The organism is Candidatus Limnocylindrales bacterium (genome assembly GCA_035571835.1).
Classification (GTDB): Bacteria; Desulfobacterota; Binatia; order UBA1149; family CAITLU01; genus DATNBU01.
In genome coordinates, this window is the sequence record DATNBU010000029.1 from 76,593 (window position 1) to 92,424 (window position 15,832).

Annotated in this window: 15 protein-coding genes; 12 read left to right on the forward strand and 3 right to left on the reverse strand. The window is 66.2% G+C overall.

The window, feature by feature from the left end; genetic code table 11:
- Positions 1-34: 34 nt before the first annotated feature.
- A complete protein-coding gene (gene lipB / locus VN634_12750) occupies positions 35-769 on the reverse strand; it encodes a lipoyl(octanoyl) transferase LipB (GenBank protein ID HXC51751.1) in 735 nt (244 codons plus the stop codon).
- Between the two features lie 109 nt (positions 770-878).
- Between lipB and VN634_12755 the strand changes: the two genes are divergently transcribed.
- From VN634_12755 to VN634_12800, 10 genes are all read left to right on the forward strand, one after another.
- Positions 879-1,226: a hypothetical protein gene (locus VN634_12755; protein ID HXC51752.1), complete on the forward strand. Its 348-nt coding sequence runs from the start codon at positions 879-881 to the stop codon at positions 1,224-1,226.
- A 344-nt stretch (positions 1,227-1,570) separates the two neighbouring features.
- On the forward strand, positions 1,571-2,908 hold the full coding sequence (locus tag VN634_12760; protein HXC51753.1) for an ATP-binding protein: 1,338 nt from the start codon (positions 1,571-1,573) through the stop codon (positions 2,906-2,908).
- The gene (locus tag VN634_12765) at positions 2,909-4,849 is read left to right on the forward strand and encodes a hypothetical protein (GenBank protein HXC51754.1); all 1,941 of its coding nucleotides are present in this window, start codon (positions 2,909-2,911) and stop codon (positions 4,847-4,849) included. It begins immediately after the preceding gene.
- Complete coding sequence (locus VN634_12770; protein HXC51755.1) at positions 4,846-6,243, forward strand: sigma-54 dependent transcriptional regulator; 1,398 nt, start codon at positions 4,846-4,848, stop codon at positions 6,241-6,243. The genes VN634_12765 and VN634_12770 overlap by 4 nt, the downstream gene beginning before the upstream one ends.
- Positions 6,244-6,337: 94 nt before the next feature.
- Positions 6,338-7,513, forward strand: a complete 1,176-nt coding sequence (cofG, locus tag VN634_12775) for a 7,8-didemethyl-8-hydroxy-5-deazariboflavin synthase CofG (protein ID HXC51756.1) — start codon at positions 6,338-6,340, stop codon at positions 7,511-7,513.
- Complete coding sequence (cofH, locus tag VN634_12780) at positions 7,510-8,787, forward strand: 5-amino-6-(D-ribitylamino)uracil--L-tyrosine 4-hydroxyphenyl transferase CofH (GenBank protein HXC51757.1); 1,278 nt, start codon at positions 7,510-7,512, stop codon at positions 8,785-8,787. Before cofG ends, cofH begins: the two co-directional genes overlap by 4 nt.
- Positions 8,788-8,844: 57 nt before the next feature.
- Positions 8,845-9,792 carry a 2-phospho-L-lactate transferase gene (gene cofD, locus VN634_12785; GenBank protein HXC51758.1) on the forward strand — a complete coding sequence of 316 codons (948 nt, stop codon included), beginning with the start codon at positions 8,845-8,847 and terminating at the stop codon, positions 9,790-9,792.
- Positions 9,789-10,538, forward strand: a complete 750-nt coding sequence (gene cofE, locus VN634_12790; GenBank protein ID HXC51759.1) for a coenzyme F420-0:L-glutamate ligase — start codon at positions 9,789-9,791, stop codon at positions 10,536-10,538. Before cofD ends, cofE begins: the two co-directional genes overlap by 4 nt.
- A 4-nt stretch (positions 10,539-10,542) precedes the next feature.
- On the forward strand, positions 10,543-11,784 hold the full coding sequence (locus VN634_12795) for a metallophosphoesterase (GenBank protein ID HXC51760.1): 1,242 nt from the start codon (positions 10,543-10,545) through the stop codon (positions 11,782-11,784).
- 67 nt (positions 11,785-11,851) lie between these two features.
- Positions 11,852-12,484: a YceI family protein gene (locus VN634_12800; protein HXC51761.1), complete on the forward strand. Its 633-nt coding sequence runs from the start codon at positions 11,852-11,854 to the stop codon at positions 12,482-12,484.
- A gap of 41 nt (positions 12,485-12,525) precedes the next feature.
- On the opposite strand, the gene cysK is transcribed toward VN634_12800, so the two are convergent.
- Complete coding sequence (gene cysK, locus VN634_12805) at positions 12,526-13,470, reverse strand: cysteine synthase A (GenBank protein ID HXC51762.1); 945 nt, start codon at positions 13,468-13,470, stop codon at positions 12,526-12,528.
- Between the two features lie 151 nt (positions 13,471-13,621).
- Here cysK and bioB point away from each other — a divergent pair, with 151 nt between their 5' ends.
- Positions 13,622-14,611: a biotin synthase BioB gene (bioB, locus tag VN634_12810; GenBank protein HXC51763.1), complete on the forward strand. Its 990-nt coding sequence runs from the start codon at positions 13,622-13,624 to the stop codon at positions 14,609-14,611.
- A gap of 7 nt (positions 14,612-14,618) precedes the next feature.
- Entirely contained in the window at positions 14,619-15,425 is an 807-nt protein-coding gene (locus VN634_12815; protein ID HXC51764.1) for a phytanoyl-CoA dioxygenase family protein, read from the forward strand.
- A gap of 35 nt (positions 15,426-15,460) precedes the next feature.
- Here VN634_12815 and VN634_12820 read toward each other — a convergent pair whose 3' ends face one another.
- Positions 15,461-15,832, reverse strand: a complete 372-nt coding sequence (locus VN634_12820) for a cyclic nucleotide-binding domain-containing protein (GenBank protein ID HXC51765.1) — start codon at positions 15,830-15,832, stop codon at positions 15,461-15,463.

Below are 15,832 nucleotides of genomic sequence, written 5' to 3' on the forward strand. Positions count from 1 at the left end.
TCTTCCGGTCTCACTGTTGAAGTCAGAGTTGGCGTTACGTTCGGTCGGTCGCGCATGCGCCGGATCGGCGGCTGCGAGACTCCCGGATGCGGCGCTCGACATGTCCCGCAAGCCTTCGTGCGACGTCGTCGTCGTCCGGCCGCCTGCCGGTCACTTCGGCAATCGTCGTCACGCGTTCCCCGCGAACGCCGCAGGTGACGATACCGTCGAAAAACGACGCATCCAAACCGGTGTTCAGCGCAACGCCGTGGTAGCTGACGCCGCGCGCGATGCGCAGCCCGAGCGACGCGATCTTGCCCGCGGCGTCGCCCTCGCCCGTCCAGATTCCGGCTGTCGCGGCGCGCCGGTGTCCGCCAATCCCGTATTCGGCCAGCGTATCGATCAGAGCGCTTTCGAGCAGGCAAACCCAGTCTTTTACGCCGATTCCGAGCTCCTCGATCGATACGATCGGATAGAGCACGACCTGACCGGGCCCGTGATACGTGGCTCGCCCTCCCCTGTCGGTGCGTGCGATCGCGATTCCGCGGGCGGCCAGCTCGGCCTCGCCCGCCACGATGTCGCCGGCCGGCGCGTGGCGCCCGAGCGTAAACGTTGGCGGATGAAACACGACGACGAGCGTATCGGGAACCTCGCCCGCCACGCGGCGCGCGTGAAGCTCGAGCTGACGGCGAAACGCTTCGTCATACGCAACGACGCCCCAGTGCTCGATGCGAAGCGCTCCCGGCTCGACGGCGGCCGGCTCGTACGAAGATGCGTCGATCGCGCTCACACCGCGGACCATAGGCAGCACACCGGGGAGCGACAACCGCGCGGTCGCCGACTGCCATTTGCCGCCTCAGGCTGCTAGACCGACGTCGATGAGTCGCGGCCGCTCCACGATGCTCGTCGCCATCGGACTGGCGTTCGTTGCACTTGGCATTGCCAACGCCGCAGCCGGCTGGACCAAGATGATCGAGTGGCGCGATCGCAAGCACGAAGCGATCGCCGCCGGCGGCGAATCGGTACGCCTCCCGTTCTCCGGAACCCCGTCGATCCTCGACCCCTCCACCGACGCCCAGCTCCTCTACGAGTCGGCGACCACCAAGTACGAATACTACCGCATCGTCCGCCGCGGCGGCTTCTACTTCATCGCCATCGGCACCACCCTCCTCACCGCCGCCGCCATCCGCAACCGTCGCCGAAGAAAACGAAAGACGAATTACGAAACCCACACGCCCTTGGCGTAAAAGACATCACGACCCGCGCCGAGAGCCAACGGCTTACGAGCCGGGCGTCGAGAAGGGCCCAGATGCAAGGCGGAGCCCGCGAGAGCGAGCGAGGCGTACTTCCCGTACGTTGAGCGAGCGAAGCGGCGACAACGCAGCAGATGGGCCCTTATCGACGTCCGGCCCACCGCGTACGAATCTGCGCCGCGAAAGTTGACCCTCAGACGCAGGGCACTGTATTCTCGCGGGACTCACGTAGTCGGACGGATGTTGTATCCGGCCCGGACTTCGTCGTGGTGGTGGAGGTTGGGGATGTTGTGGATGGCCAGGGCGGAGCTCGGCGCGTCGTGAGGATATCGCAGTCCGTGCGCGGGCGTCATGCCGAATGCGCGTATCTGTTGGACCGCGCGATCAAGAATCCTGCGTCCACCGAGGAATTTGCTCGCGCCACTCTCGACGCGATCCGCCTTGCCCTGCGGCCCGCCTACGCAGCCCTGATCTGCCGCAGTGGCCATACGATCTTTCACAGCGGCGACAACGCGTTAGCCGCCGATCTTGATGCGGCGGCCGAAGCCCTTGGCCGCGCACCGCGCTCGCTTCTGGTGCGGTCGTCGACAATCCGCCGCAGCGACGCCGCGGCGTCCGGCGTCGCGTCCCTCGAGCGTGTGATGACAGCCGCAGCGCTCGAGCTTGTGCTGCCGATCACCGACGGCGGCGAAGTCCTCGGCGTGGTCGCGATCGGCCCTCGCCCGGATCGTTCTCCTTATACCGCCGACGACCTCGAGTTTTGCGATCGCGTCGGCGCACGCCTCGCGCTGGTCGCGGCGCGCGAAGCGCTGGCGTGCGAGGTCGCAACGCTGAGAGCGGCCGCAGCCGGCACCGAGCGCCTCGCATCCGTCGGACGCATGGCGGCCGGTCTTGCGCACGAGATCCGCAACCCGCTGGTCTCCATCCGCACGTTCACGCAGCTCCTTCCGGAACGTCATGCAGACGAAGAATTTCGCAACGGTTTTCTCGACCTCACGCTGGCCGAGATCGACCGCATCTGCACACTCGTCGGCGAGATCCTGAGCTACGCTCGGCCGGCCGACTCTTCGAGCCAGGAATCGGACGCGTCGGCGACGGACATCGCCGAGACCGTCAATCGCACGTGCCAGCTTCTGCGCAGCCATGCGCGCAGCGCCGGCGTCGCGCTCGACTTCGCAAGCGAGGAGCTTCCGGAGCGCGCGGCGATCGACGAGGACAAGCTTCGGCAGGTGGTCATCAACCTTGTCGTCAACGGCATCCAGGCGTGCGGCGGCCGCGGACGCGTACGCGTGTCGGCGTCGAACCGGCTCGGGGCCACGTGCGCGCTCGACCGCATCGTCGTCGAAGTGCACGACGACGGCGCCGGCATGCCGGCCGAGGTCGCGTCGAAAATCTTCGAGCCTTTCTTTACGACTCGCCGCGAAGGTACCGGTCTCGGGCTCGCCCTCGTCAAGACGATTCTCGACGAAGCCGGCGCAACGATCGCGGTGGAAACGGCTCCCGCGCGCGGAACGACGTTCCGCGTGGAGCTGCTGCCGGAGCGCCTTGCAGCGCTCAACACGCGACGCCAGGTCGAGACGCAGATGCCAAGCCAGGATGTTCGCGAAGACGCGCGAGAGATCGCCCGGCTCGAGGACGAGACGCCGTACGAGGCGCGCATGGAGACGGTTGCGTAGATGGCGAGGATCGCCCTCGTCGATGCGTCTCCGGCAACCGCCGCGCTGGTCGAAGCAGCTGCGACGGGGAACGCGATCCTCCGCTGCAGTAGCGCGGACATCCCGGCCGATGCCGAGCTGATCATTGCAGACGTCCCGCGCGCCGCTGAGGTCCGCCGCGTTGTGGCCGGCCTCCGGTCCGCCGCCGCCCGCGTTCTGCTGCTCGTCGCTTCGGACGCCCGGATCGAACGGTCCGACCTCGAATCCGATCGATGCAGTGTGCTGCGAAACCCCTGCGATCTCCTCGTCCTGCGGCGAAAGATTCGCGAGCTGCTCGAGCTGGACGCCGGCGACGAAAATCGGGGTCAGACCCCGATTTCGGCAAATCAGTGTCTGTCCCCGATTTCCGGAAATCAGTGTCTGTCCCGGATTTCCGATTCGGCGGCGACGATGCTTGGGGCGGCGGCACGGCTCGCCGGACCGGTCTGGATCCCGGGAGAGCCCGGCACCGGAGCCGAAGCGGTCGCTGATGCGTTCGCGCGGTCTTGGGACGGAGGGCGCGAGCCGGCGGTCTGGCAGGAAGACGATCCGCTCTCCTCTGCCGTCGGCCGACTCGATGACGCCGGGCGCGTCCTGTGGGCTCCGGCGGTTGACCGGCGGCCGATGGGCGAGCAGCGCGCGTTCGAGCGCTACCTCGCGGTGAACCCGCAGCGCCGCGTCGTCGTCACGACCGGCGATGATCCTGATGCGCAGGTTGCCGATGGATCGCTCGCACCGGGTCTGGTCGCCCTGCTGTCGCGCATTACCGTCCGTCTTGCACCGCTTCGCGAGCGGTCCGGCGACATCCTTGCGCTCGCGTCGGCAGTGGCCGGGCCGGTCGCATCCGCTCTTGGCCGTGACGGCTGCGTGTTCACGGACAATGCGCAACGCCTTCTCGCAACGTACCCGTGGCCCGGCAACGTCACCGAGCTCGAGGCCGTCGTGACCCGTAGCGTGCTTGGCCGCGTCGTCGAAGCGCCGGACGCCGGCGCTTCGGTCGAGATCGACGCCGCACATCTTCTTTTCGCACCGGCGATCGGGCCCCGGGCGGCCGCGCAGCCCGATGCGTCTGCCGACGCTCCGGCGGAGCCAGCTGCATCGACTCGCCGCGCAGTCGTCGTCCCGATCGCTTCGGCGCCGCCGCCGCGCGCAGCGAAACCCTCCGACGCTGCTTCCGAACACGTAGCGCAAGCTTCCGAAGCCGCTACGCAATCTGCAGGACCTCGATCAACGGTCGAATCCGTGCTCGCAGCCTTCGCGCACGACATCCGCAATCCGATGTCGACGATCAAGACGTTCGCCGGGCTTCAGGCCGACGGCGGCGGCGAGCTCGCGCAGCTGGCAACGATGGCGTGCGAGGCGATCGACGGCCATCTCGATCTTCTTCAGCGCTACGCCGAGCTCGGGACTCGGCTGCCCGATCCGGCATCCGTCCAGCAGATCGATCTCGTCGACGTGCTCGGCGAAGCCGTCGAGACCGCCGGCGCAGAGTCTGCGCTCGAGGTTGCGGCACGCGGCGCGCTCCGGGTGCGCTGCGACGTCGCGCACGCCCGCTTCATCGCCGACTCGATCGTCGCCGAATGCCGGTCACGGGCGAGCGAACCCGCCATACCGGCAACGGCCGACCTTGCGACCGGCCGCCCGGCGATCACGATCCGCATTCCTGTCGGAGGCTCGGCCATCGACCGGCTCGGCAAGTGGCTCGGCGACAGCGAGATGCCGTGGCGCCTCGCGATCGCCCGCGACGCCGCGCGCCGCGCCGGCTTTGACCTCGACGTGCGTGCCACCGACGGCGACATCGAGATCGAGTGGCACGCCAGTTCCGCCGCTGAAGTCTCCGAACCTGCTCCACTTCAACGCACCGCCTCGTCGTCTGCTCGAGGTTCCGCCGCCGCAGCGCGGCCAAAGGCAAAAGAGCAATGAGCGCCAAACCTGTCGTCCTGATCGTCGATGATGAAGCCGGAGTGCGCGAATCGCTGCGCATGGTTCTCAAAGACAGCGCCGAGCCGGTGACCGTGTCCTCCGGCGAAGCCGCGCTCGAATGGCTCGCGACCAACCACTGCGACCTGATCTTCCTCGACGTGCTGATGCAGGGGATCGACGGGCTCGAGACGCTCGAGCGAATCCGCGCGAAGAACACACGCGTCGCCGTCGTGATGCTGACGGCCACCAAGACCATCAAGACTGCAGTCACGGCCATGAAGCTCGGCGCGTTCGACTACCTGACCAAGCCGTTCGACATCGACGAGCTGCGCCTGGTCGCGCAGCGTGCGTGCGAGCACTCGCAGCTCAAGCACGAGGTGGAGGAGCTGCGCGAAGCGGTCGGCCAGCGCTACCGAATCGAGAACATCGTCGGCGAGTCGCCGGAGATGCAGGCGGTGTTCCGCACGATCAAGGCCGTTGCCGCCACCAAGTCGACCGTGCTCGTGATCGGCGAGTCCGGGACCGGAAAGGAGCTGATCGCACGCTCGATCCACTACCAGAGCCCGCGCGCCGGCAAGCCGCTCATTACGCTCAACTGCGCGGCGATCCCGGACAACCTGCTCGAGAGCGAGCTGTTCGGCCATGAGCGCGGCTCGTTCACCGACGCCGTCGACAAGAAGATCGGTCGCTTCGAAGCGGCCGACGGCGGCACGATTTTCCTCGACGAGATCGGCGAGATGAGCCCGGGCCTTCAGGCCAAGCTCCTGCGCGTGCTCGAGGAAGGCGAGATCCAGCGCGTCGGCGCGGCCAAGCCGCAGCACGTGGACGTGCGCGTGGTCGCAGCGACCAACCGCAACCTCGTCGATGCGATCGGCGAAGGCCGCTTCCGCAAGGACCTCTACTACCGGCTGAACGTCGTCTCGGTGGAGCTTCCGCCTCTGCGGGCACGCCGCGGCGATCTTCCGCACCTGATCCGGCACATGATCGAGCGCAAGAGCCAGGAGCTCGGCACCAGGACGCGCGAGCTGGCGCCGGCGCTCGTCGACCGCCTGCTCGCACACCACTGGCCCGGCAATGTGCGCGAGCTCGAGAACGTGATCGAGCGGTTGCTCGTGCTGAGCGGCGGCGCACCGGTGATCGGTCTCGACCAGCTTCCGGGTGATCTCGACAGCGGCGTTGGCGAGAGCGGCGAAGACGCGCGCCAGGCCGTTCTGCGCGGCACCAAGTCCCTCGCGGACGCCGTCGACGAGTTCGAGCGCGACATCATCGGCGAGGCGCTCCAGCAGACGTATTTCAACCAGACGCGGGCGGCGGAGCTGCTCGGAACGACCCGTCGGATCCTCAAGTATCGCATGGACAAACTCGGTCTCGACTGTCCGGACATGGCTCGTTGACAACCCGCAGGGGGCTGCGTAAACCCGCTTCCTGACCGCACTTTCGCGGTCACAGGCTTCGCGGCGCAGCCGCGAAGCAAGGGTCGAAACCTCGATGGCCAATCCGGCGGACATTGCACTCGAAAAAGCAGCCCGTCTCGAGCCGCTCGACGATGACGACGCCTATGCGCTGCTGCAGATTCCCGCCTCCGATCTTCCGAGCCTTTGCGAAATCGCCGGTGCATCGCGCGACTCGATGCACGGCCGCACGCTGACCTACTCTCCCAAGGTTTTTCTCCCGGTCACCAACCTCTGCCGCGACCGCTGCTCGTACTGCACGTTCCGCCGCGACCCCGAGGGCGCCGGCGAATGGACGATGACGCCCGACGAGATCCGCGACTGGTCGCGGCGCGGGCACGAGCTCGGATGCATCGAGGCGCTGATGTGTCTCGGCGACAAGCCGGAGATCGCGTTTCGCGGCTTTCGCGACTTCCTCGAAACTCACGGAGTCGGCTCGACGGCCGAGTACGTCGAGCTCGCGTGCTCGGTCTCGCTTGCCGAAGGCCTTCTTCCGCACACCAACGCCGGGCTGCTTTCCAAAGCGGAGATGGAGCGGCTGCGTCCGCTCAACGTGAGCATGGGGCTGATGCTCGAAAACATCAGCCCGCGCCTTCGTGACCGCGGCATGCCGCATCACCATGCGCCCGACAAGGAGCCCGTGCGGCGTCTTCGCATGATCCGCGAAGCCGGACAGCTCGCGATTCCGTTCACGTCCGGCATCCTCGTCGGCATCGGCGAAACGGAAGCCGAGCGCGTGGCGAGCCTGCTCGCGCTGCGGCGCGTGCACGGCGAGCTCGGCCACATCCAGGAGATCATCGTGCAGAATTTCCGTGCAAAGGAATGCACGGGCATGGCCGGCGCTCCGGAGCTGACCGAAGACGAAATGGTTCGCACCGTCGCGCTGGCGCGCATCATTCTCGGTCCGCAGATGAACCTTCAGGCGCCGCCGAACCTGAGCCCCGACAACCTCGTGCACCTGATCCGCGCGGGCATCAACGACTGGGGCGGGATCTCGCCGCTGACCAAGGACTACGTCAATCCCGAGGCCGCATGGCCCGCGGTCACAGCGCTTCGCGCGCTGTGCAACGAGAACGGATTTACGCTCGAGCCGCGCCTTCCGGTCTACGACGAGTACCTGACCGAAGACTGGATGGCGCCCGAGATGCTCGCAGCTGCCGAAGGCGTGCGCTCGCGCCGCGGGTTCGCGCGCATCGAAGGAGCCGCTTCATGAGCTACCAGACCGAAGCGCATCCGGACCGCGTCGAGTTCCTCATCGACGACGAGCGATCGCTCGACGCGCGCCTTTCCAGCATCGACCCGTACACAGCCGGCATCCTTTCACGGGCCGTTGCCGGCACGCGGCCGAGCGTCGACGAAGGCGCGCATCTTTTCGGCCTGCGCGGCAACGACCTTGCGGCGCTGGTTGCGGCAGCCGATCACGTGCGCCGCGAGGATGTCGGCGACGTCGTCACGTACGTCGTCAACCGCAACGTCAACTGGACCAACATCTGCTTTGTCGGATGCAAGTTCTGCGCGTTCGCCCATCTGAAGACGAGCCCCCTCGCCTACGACGATTCGATCGAGAGCGTGATTGCGCGCATCCGCGACGGCGTCGAGCGCGGCGCCACCGAAGTCTGCATGCAGGGTGGCATCAATCCCGAGATGCCGAGCGACGGCTACTTCAAGATCCTGCGCGCGGTGCGCGAGGCGTTTCCTTCGCTTCACATCCACGCGTACTCGCCGATGGAAATCTTCTACGGCGCACGCCGGTCGCAGATGGATTACCGCTCGTACATCAGCGAGCTCATGGCTTCGGGCCTGAACACGATCCCCGGCACGGCCGCGGAGATCCTCGACGACGAGGTGCGCGAGATCCTCAGCCACAAGAAGCTCGACACCGCGACGTGGGTGGAGATCATCCGCACCGCGCACTCGCTCGGCGTGCCGACGACGTCGACGATCATGTACGGGCATCTCGAGACGCCGATGCATCTGGCACGCCACGTCGACCTTCTCCGCCACATCCAGGCCGACACCGGCGGCTTCACCGAGTTCGTGCCGCTGCGTTTCATCTGGCAGGAGACGCGCCTTTACGAAGAGGGCCTGGTCTCGCCGATCCCGCAGGGCCAGCTCGATCTGGCCGTTTATGCGACGAGCCGACTCATGCTGCGCGGCCTCATCGACAACCTGCAGACGTCGTGGGTCAAGCTCGGGCACGAGCTGTCGACGCTGTCGCTTGCGGCCGGGTGCAACGATCTCGGCGGCACACTGATGGAGGAAAGCATCTCGCGCGAGGCCGGCGCCGATGCCGGAGAGTTCACGTCCGTCGAAGAGCTCGAAGCCATGATCCGGCGCATGGGACGCACGCCGCGCCAGCGCAACACGACGTACGGAGACGCGGTCCCTCTCGTCGGCGGCGATTCTCACGCTCCAGGCACGGCTTCGGATGCCGGCGCGCATATTACGGCGCCCCGCGCCGCAGCAGCTGTTGCCGCGGCCCACTGAGCGCACCCGGACCTCGAGCACTTCCCGCCTGACACCTCTGCGTTACAGGTTTCATTCGTGATCACGCTGATTGCCGGAGGTGTCGGTGCGGCCAGGCTTCTTCGCGGGCTGGTTCGCGTGGTGCCGGCCAAAGACCTGACCGTCATCGTCAACACCGCGGACGACGATGTGTTCTACGGGCTGCACGTCTCGCCCGACATCGACACGATCCTGTACACGCTTGCCGGCATCGCTCCGATCGAACGCGGCTGGGGAATCGAGGACGATTCGTTCTCGGTTCGCGCCGAGCTCGACACGCTTTGCGGAGCCGGCTGGTTCGCGCTCGGCGACCGCGACCTTGCAACCCACATCCAGCGAACGCGCCGCCTGAGCGAAGGCGCGACGCTGAGCGACGTGACGCGCGAGCTGTCGGCCGCACGCGGAATCCGCGTACGCGTGCTGCCGATGAGCGACGATCCGGTGCGGACCATCGTTACGACCACGACTGGCGATCTTGCGTTCCAGGAGTATCTGGTGCGCCGCCGCGCGCGGCCACGCGTCGTCCGGGTGCGTTATCGCGGTGCGCGAACAGCAAGGCCTGCGCGCGGCGTGCTCGACGCAATTTCGCGCTCGCGCATCGTGATCCTCGCGCCGAGCAATCCGTTCGTGAGCCTCGGGCCGATCCTCGCGGTTCCCGGCGTGCGCAAAGCTCTGGCCCGAGTACGCGATCGCGTCGTTGCCGTGAGCCCGCTGATCGGCGGCCGCGCAGTCAAAGGGCCGCTTGCCGCAATGTTGCGGTCAATGGGACGACGCACGGACAATTCGGCCATCGCGTCGATCTACAAGGATGTCGCCTCGCGGCTCATCGTGGCGCCGGGCGACGCGCCCGCTCGCGGGCTTCCGCAAGGTGTAGCCGTGGCCGAGCATGATATTCTGCTCGTCGATCCCGAACGGGCCGAAACGCTTGCGCGCTTCCTCCTCTCGGGCTTTTTCGGTTCGGGCAGGAAACGGAGCAACACGAAGTGAGCGCTGTATCGATTTTTCCGCTGACCGGCATTCCGGCGATCGGGCCCGGCGACGATCTCGCCCGTCTCGTCGGCGACGCGATCATGCGCAGCGTTCAGCTTCGTGCCGGCGACATCGTCGTCGTCTGCCAGAAAGTCGTCTCCAAGGCCGAGGGGCGCATCGTGCGGCTCGAAGACGTGGTGCCCGGCGAGAAAGCGCGCGGCTTCGCGAAGAAGTACGAGAAAGATCCGGCCATGATCGAGCTCGCGCTGCAGGAAGCCAGAGAAGTGCTGCGCATGAACGACGGGCATCTGATCACCGCCACTGCCAAGGGATTCATCGCCGCCAACTCCGGAATCGACCGGTCGAACCAGGCGACCGGAAGCGAGGCCACGCTCCTCCCGGTCGACTCGGATGCTTCGGCCGCGCGACTGCGGCAGCAGCTCGGCGAGCGTTTCGGCGTCGAAGTCGCGGTCGTCGTCACCGATACGTTCGGACGGCCGTGGCGGCTCGGTCAACTCGACTTCGCGATCGGCGCAGCCGGCATGAAGGTGCTCGACGACTACATCGGACGCCCCGACTGGACGGGCCGGACACTGGAGCACACGGTGATTGCGGTTGCCGATCAGGTGGCGGCCGCCGCCGGGATGGTTATGAGCAAGGCCGGCGGCATTCCGGCAGCGCTCGTCCGGGGATTTTCCTGGGAGAGCGGCAACGAGAATGCCGGAAACCTCGTGCGGCCGCGGGCCCAGGATCTGTTTCGCTGACGGAATGAACAAAAACCCCTTCAGGAAACTCCAGCGCCTTTTCTGGCGGTACTTCTTTCGACTCGTCGTCTTCACCGGCGCGATTGCAGAATGGGTCTGCATGGCGTGGGTGCTCATCATGATTCTGCGGCTGCACGTTCCGTGGCCGATTCATGTGCTCGGCCCGGTCGGGCTGCACATGCTCAACCGCCGGATACTCGGATCGCGGCCGGGGCCGGCCGGTGCGCGCAGCAGTCCGTTCGTGCGCGCGTACGTCGGTGTCGTGTTCACGTCGCTATTCGGGCTCGTGGTGCTGCTTGCCAACGGCGCGGTGTGGGCACTGATCGCGGCGGCGCTGGGCATTGCTTCGAGCCTCGGCTCGCCCGTTGCCGCCGCCGACGTCGCCGGCGCGGCGGGAATGACGGGATCGGTCGCGCTCGTGGTCGTCTCTTCGCTGATCGCGTGGGGGTACGGGCCGGGTCAGCGCCGCGTCCACGTGCTCGAGCTCGACGTCGTCATGCCGGGCCTCGCTCCGGAGTTCGACGGCTATCAGATCGCACAGCTGAGCGACATCCATCTCGGCGGCTACATGACGGTCGATGCGCTCGCGAGCCACGTCGAGCGCACCAATTCGCTGTCTCCGGATCTTACCGTCGTAACCGGTGACATCACCGACGGCCTCGACCACGTGATGGAGACATTCCCGGTGCTCGGCGGCCTGCGCGCGCGCGACGGCGTGGTTGCGATCCTCGGCAATCACGACGTCTACACGGGCGCCGACGACGTAACGGCCGCGCTTCGGCGCCTGACGCCGTTCCGTGTGCTGCGAGACGAAAGCATCGTCATCGAGCGCGGCGGCCATCGGCTGAACGTACTCGGTCTCAACGATGCCGGGCTCGACTGGACGCGCGGAGTTCGCGAGCACCCGGCTCTGCCGCGGCTCGCCGAGCGTGTTCCTGCCGGCGAGCCGGTTGTGCTGCTCTCTCATCGGCCCGACCTGTTCGGACAGGCCGCCGCATTGGGAATCGGCCTCGTCCTGTCCGGTCACACCCATGGAGGGCAGCTTGCGCTGCCGTGGCCTTCGTCACGCCCGTCCTCGCTCGCGCATTTCATCAGCGACTTTCCGCGCGGCACTTACCAGCTCGGAAACTCGACGCTGCATGTGAACCTCGGCCTCGGGGTGACCGGCCAGCCGGTTCGGGTATTCTCTCCTCGCGAGATCACGCTGATCACGCTGCGCAGTCCGGCTGCGGCCGCAGAAGCCTGATCTCGTCGCATCCCGGTATTTGCAACACAAGACGGACCGTATCCCCGGTCCCTCAAGGAGAATGCAGATGGCGAAATTCCGTCACCCCTTTGGCCGCACGGCACTCGTGCTCGCGCTCGTCGCTCCGCTCGCCCTCTCCGCTTCGGCGTTCGCAGCCGAAACCACTTACGAGATCGATCGCGCGCACTCGAGCATCGTATTCAAGGTCCGCCATCTGCTTTCGAAGGTTCCCGGTCGCTTCAAGAAGTTCAGCGGCACGATCGTCGTCGATCCGGACAAGCGCGACACCGTCAACGCGACCGCGTCGATCGAAGTCGCGAGCATCGATACCGACGAAACCAAGCGCGACGATCATCTGAAGAGCCCGGACTTCTTCGACGTCGCCAAGTTCCCGACGATCACGTTCAAAGGCAGCAAGCTGACCGACGTGAACAGCGATCACACCAAGGGCAAGCTTACCGGTGACCTTACGATCCGCGACGTCACCAAGCCGGTGGTGCTCGACGTCGAGTGGTTCGGCAAGGGAAAAGATCCGTGGGGCAACGAGAAGATTGCCGTCGCGGGCACCACGACGCTCAACCGCAAGGACTTCGGCATCATCTGGAACAAGACGCTCGACTCGGGCGGCTACCTCGTCGGCGACGAGGTCGAGATCGAGATCAACGTCGAAGCCCAGGTGCCGAAAGAAGAGAAGAAGTAGCGGGGCCGCCCGGGTCGTATGACCGGGTTCTCGTCTCCTGACTACGAAGGCTCGGGGTCGGAGCCTTCTTCTATTCCGGCGAAGAGCGCGGTGGTGAGGTAACGCTCGGCGGTGTCCGGGATCATTGCGAGCAGCACGCTGCCGCTCGGAGCTTTGGCTGCGACCTCCATGGCAGCGGCAACGGTGGCTCCGCCGGAGATTCCACAGAAGATCCCTTCCTGCATGGCGAGTGCCCTTGCCCACTGCACGGCGTCCGCGTCGGCGACGGGCACGATCTCGTCGGGCACCGAACGGTTGAGCACGGCCGGGACGAAGTCTGGCGTCCATCCCTGGATCGCGTGAGGTTTGAACTCTCCGCCCGACAGCAGAGGCGCATTGGCCGGCTCGGCAGCGATGATCCGCACCGAGGGCCGCGCGAGCCGGATCATTTCGCCTGCACCGGTCATCGTGCCGCCGGTGCCCCACCCCGTCACCCAGTAGTCGAGTCGGCGCCCGACGAAGTCGCTCAGGATTTCCGGACCGGTGGTGTTGCGGTGGTAGGCGGGGTTGGCCGGATTTTCGAACTGGCGCGCGAGGAACCATCCGTGCTTGGTCGCCAGTTCCGCGGCCTTGCGGACCATTCCCTGTCCGCGCTCGGCGGCCGGTGTCAGGATCACCTTGGCGCCCAGGCCGCGCATGATCTTGCGGCGCTCGATCGAAAAACTCTCGACCATCACGGCAACGAACGGGTAACCCTTGGCGGCGCACACCATCGCGAGCGCGATGCCGGTATTGCCGGACGTCGCTTCGACCACCGTCTGGCCGGGCCTGAGCGCGCCGCTCTGCTCGGCGTCCTCGATGATCGCAATTGCCAGACGATCCTTGACCGAAGAGAGCGGATTGAAGAACTCGCATTTGACGAACATCGTCACGTGCGCGGGCGCGATTCGATTGAGGCGGACGACCGGCGTACGGCCGATCGTTTCGAGAATGCTGTCGTAGATCACGGGGGCTCCTGTGCTGCGGATGGCGCGCGAAAACAGACGCCCGGGCTCTATAGCGTCGCCTCGATCACGACGCGAGACGGGTCCGAGGCAGACGCGAGGACGCTACGGCGCTCCCCTTGCCTCCCGATCCGAGCCCGGCTACAGGAACGGGATGCCGACCAGCAGCATCCGACATGACTGGAGCCTCCCCGAGGTCCGGTCGATCCACGACCTTCCACTGAACGATCTTCTGTTCCGGGCGCAAGGCGCGCATCGCGAGCACCACGCACCGAGCGAGGTACAGCTCTGCACGCTGCTGTCGATCAAGACCGGCGGCTGTCCGGAAGACTGCTCGTACTGCCCGCAGAGCGCGCATTACTCGACCGGCGTCGGCAAGGAAGCGCTGATGAACGTCGGCGAGGTTCTCGGCGCGGCAAAGACGGCCCGCGACGCCGGGGCGACGCGCTTCTGCATGGGTGCCGCGTGGCGCGAGGTGCGCGACGGCGAGCAGTTCGACCGCGTCTGCGAAATGGTCCGCGGAGTGACCGATCTCGGAATGGAAGCCTGCGTGACGCTCGGCATGCTGACCGGACCGCAGGCTCGCCGGCTCAAGGATGCCGGCCTCGTCGCGTACAATCACAACCTCGATACCTCGCGCGAATACTACGACCAGATCATCCGCACGCGCACGTACGATGACCGCCTGACGACGCTCGCGAACGTGCGCGACGCCGGCATCACCGTCTGCAGCGGCGGCATCATCGGCATGGGCGAGTCGATCGACGACCGCTGCGCGATGCTGGTCGAGCTGGCCAATCTGCCGGTGCATCCCGAGAGCGTACCGGTCAACGCGCTGGTTGCAGTCGAAGGCACACCGCTTGCCGACCGCCTGCCGGTTCGTGCGTTCGAGCTGGTGCGCATGATCGCGACCGCGCGCATCCTGATGCCCGCCTCGATCGTGCGTCTCTCGGCGGGTCGCAGCTCTCTCAGCGACGAAGCGCAGGCGCTCTGCTTCCTGGCGGGCGCCAACTCGATCTTCTTCGGCGAGAAGCTGCTGACGACCGGCAACCCCGAGCGCGATCACGACCTCGAGCTGCTCGACGAGCTCGGCGTACGTCCGCTCATTCCCGAGCATCTGGCCAATCCGGAAAAGGCCGCGTGAGGCGCCGATGAGCGACCTCGATCAGCACGCCGCCGCGATCGCAGAAAAGGGATTCACGATCGTCGAAGATGCGATCGAGGAAGACCTGATCGCCGAGATCGACGAAACGCTCCTGCGGCTCGAGAAAGACCTCGGCATCGTTCCGGCTGCCAATCCTTTCGAAGGCACGCAGACGGTGCGCATCTACAACCTTCTCGTGCACGGGCAGGTCTTCGAGAAGATTCCGGTGCATGCGGCGATCCTTCCGATCGTCGAGCGCGTGCTCGATCCCGGATGTCTCGTCTCTTCGCTATCGTCAATCTCGATCGATCCGGGAGAAATCCCGCAACCGATTCATGCGGACGACCAGCTCATCCCTCTGTCCAAGCCGCACAGCCCGATCGTCTGCAACACCATGTGGGCGATCACGGATTTCACCGAGCAGAACGGCGCGACGCGCCTGATGCCCGGAACCCATCTGGCCGATTCGTCCCCGATCTTCGGTACGCATTACGACTCGATCCCCGCCGAAATGCGACGCGGCTCGGTGCTCGTCTGGAACGGGAGCCTGTGGCACGGCGGCGGGGCCAACTCGACCGACAAACGGCGCATCGGCATCGCGATGAACTACTGCGCCGGCTTCATGCGCCAGCAGGAGAACCAGCAGCTCGGGATCCCGCTCGAGATCGCCGAGAAGTTTTCTCCGCGCCTCCAGGAGCTGTGCGGTTTCGGAATCTACAACGGACTGATCGGCCACATCGACAAGAAGCCGCCGACGGACGTGCTGTTCGGAAGTAACCGGCCAAAAGGCGTGATCTGGGATCGCAGGAAGTAGGCGCGACGTTCTGCAGCTGCTGGCGGATTTCTCCGTCAGGTCCGGGAGCTCTGGCGCCGCATGCGCTGCACGAGAACGCGCATCACGTGGAGCGCGAAGAACGGCGTATCGACCACCATCGAAAGGAACTCGTTCTCGTCGACTCGCGCAAGGCGCGCTTCGGTGCGGGCGATGGCGGTGGCGCTGCGGTTCTGGGAATCGATCAGCGCCATCTCGCCGAGAAGGTCGCCCGTACTCGAGATATCGATCAGCTTTTCGCCGACGAAGATGTCGATGGTGCCTTCGACCACCACGTACATGAAGTTGCCGGCACTGCCTTCGGCGAACACCGTATCGCCGGCCTCGAAATGGTCGATGACCTTCGCTTCGGAAAACAGTTTGTCGAGCCTTAGCAATACCGATGGCAT